Origin of the sequence: Adlercreutzia sp. ZJ141 (assembly GCF_011038965.1) — a bacterium.
In the GTDB taxonomy this organism is placed as follows: Bacteria; Actinomycetota; Coriobacteriia; order Coriobacteriales; family Eggerthellaceae; genus ZJ141.
On the sequence record NZ_JAAKEB010000048.1, the window covers coordinates 1 to 1808 of the forward strand.

Below are 1808 nucleotides of genomic sequence, written 5' to 3' on the forward strand. Positions count from 1 at the left end.
CAGGCGATATGCGTGAGTTTTAAGGCGGCAACACCAGTTTCAGAAAAAACAGGATGGTTTTTGGGCGCACTGACAGATACCCTTGAATTTTAGGGCTTTAAACACAAGCTATGAGATGCAGCTTTACAACTAGAAATACAACATCATGTGACTCTAGGTCCAGGCGGGCTTCTGGGTACAGACAGGTGTGCCATGTCTATCCTTTAGTGCTTCTTCTTACTTCTCTTGGAAGGTTTGGAAGCATAAGCGCTTACACGCGCCTTCTTTCTTCTTTCATAGGCAGTAGCACCCTCAACAGCATCTGGTGCACCAAAGGCCAAAAGAAGTCGTCTTCTGGTTTCATCGAAGGTGCCAAACCCGCGGCTTTCGCGCTTGAGTTCTTTGATCTTGTCGTTGGTCGATTCTGCTCGAGCGGTGTTGATGTGGCTTATCGTGGCAGTTACCAAGTACTGCTGGTACTTCGCGACCGTTTTGGCAAAGCGTCGCATCTCAGGTATTGCAAGCCCACTTGCCTTCATGATCCAGTTGTTGAGGGCCTTCTCGCATTCCTGTCTATCAGTCCAGGGATGGTCTTGCCATATGTAGTAGAGTTGAAGTACCAGATAGGCTTGTCGCAGGTGAGAGTGCTTAGAGTCGCAGATGGCAAGAATGTTGCATATCGTCTTCTTTTCAAGGTCAACCCACGGTTCGCCTTTGTGTTCACGTCTTCTCTTGCCACGATTGGCAGCAAGTTTACGGTGACGCCTTTTGATGTCAGCTCCGTTGCTCGCACCTTTTTGCAGTCGTCGTCTGGCGTCATCTATACATTCGACGCCTATCTTTGCAACATGGAACCGATCAACTCCTATGCATGCAAACTGACACCATTTCTTTGCTGCGTTCAGATAGATGTCATACATGTCCGAACAGAAATAGGCGACGTGTTTGCGCTCGTCAAGCCCGAACTGTTTAAACCATTGATCCATGTCATCGGCACCTCTACCTTCAATGACATCTACCAAGCATCCGGTGGCACCATCATATGCGCAGGCCCAAAACACACAAACCTGCTTTCCTGTATCAGATTCGCGATAGCTTTTGGCATGTATCTCATCTGTAAGCAGGATAGAAGGCAGTGCTGGCATTTTGATATGTACGCTATCGATTACAAGACGTACCGTATCGTGTGTGATGTTACACGCGCATGCCACCTCGGTTATGGTTTGCCGTGCACGCAAAAGATCGATAACGCGCCTCTCAAGCGCTTCAGTGATAGTGGTGCTTATGAGGCCATCACCCAGCTCTCAAACCCTAAGATGGCAAATTTGCACCACCCGGGGCAGTCATCGATAGCGCCGTCATCAAAAGCACAGCCGTGCGAAAAGCACTTCTCCGAAAGAGACTCGGCACACAGTACATCCCATGCACTAGGCTCGCCTTGTTTGATCCTTCCAAGTGCAGAAAGCTCGACTTCGTGTGCGGTAAGCACTCTTCCATCGGGCTTTGTACACTCACTTGCGTATGTGTCAGGAAGTAAGCCTTGTGTGTACGCAAGTCTCCTTTTCTTATTGGCTTCTCTGCCGTTCATAGGAGTTCTCCAATCCTTTGATGACGCAGATGCCGCAAGGGGGGGTGTGGGGTGGTGCTAGCACCTTACACCTCTCGTATATTCGCTTCCGATACGCTATCGGATCTGCGCTATCGGAAATCGTTGTTAATAGATGCAATCGGAAGCTTGACACAATCATGAAAGTGGCCGCATGAAATCGCAATACCCCAGTTCAGGGGATGTGAGCAACACTACTCTCCACGAGAGTTGTGTTGCTAGA

At 49.1% G+C, this 1808-nt stretch carries 2 protein-coding genes; both read right to left on the bottom strand.

What is annotated here, in order from left to right; all coding sequences use genetic code 11:
• Positions 1–203: 203 nt before the first annotated feature.
• Positions 204–1124 carry a transposase gene (locus G7Y44_RS10230; RefSeq protein WP_165249665.1) on the bottom strand — a complete coding sequence of 307 codons (921 nt, stop codon included), beginning with the start codon at positions 1122–1124 and terminating at the stop codon, positions 204–206.
• A gap of 137 nt (positions 1125–1261) precedes the next feature.
• Positions 1262–1567 carry a hypothetical protein gene (locus tag G7Y44_RS10235; protein ID WP_165043812.1) on the bottom strand — a complete coding sequence of 102 codons (306 nt, stop codon included), beginning with the start codon at positions 1565–1567 and terminating at the stop codon, positions 1262–1264.
• Between the last annotated feature and the right edge of the window lie 241 nt (positions 1568–1808).

Coding starts and splice junctions, on each gene's coding strand:
- G7Y44_RS10235 (WP_165043812.1), bottom strand. CDS start 1,567: ATGAACGGCAGAGAAGCCAATAAGAAAAGGAGACTTGCGTACACACAA.
- G7Y44_RS10230 (WP_165249665.1), bottom strand. CDS start 1,124: ATGCCAGCACTGCCTTCTATCCTGCTTACAGATGAGATACATGCCAAA.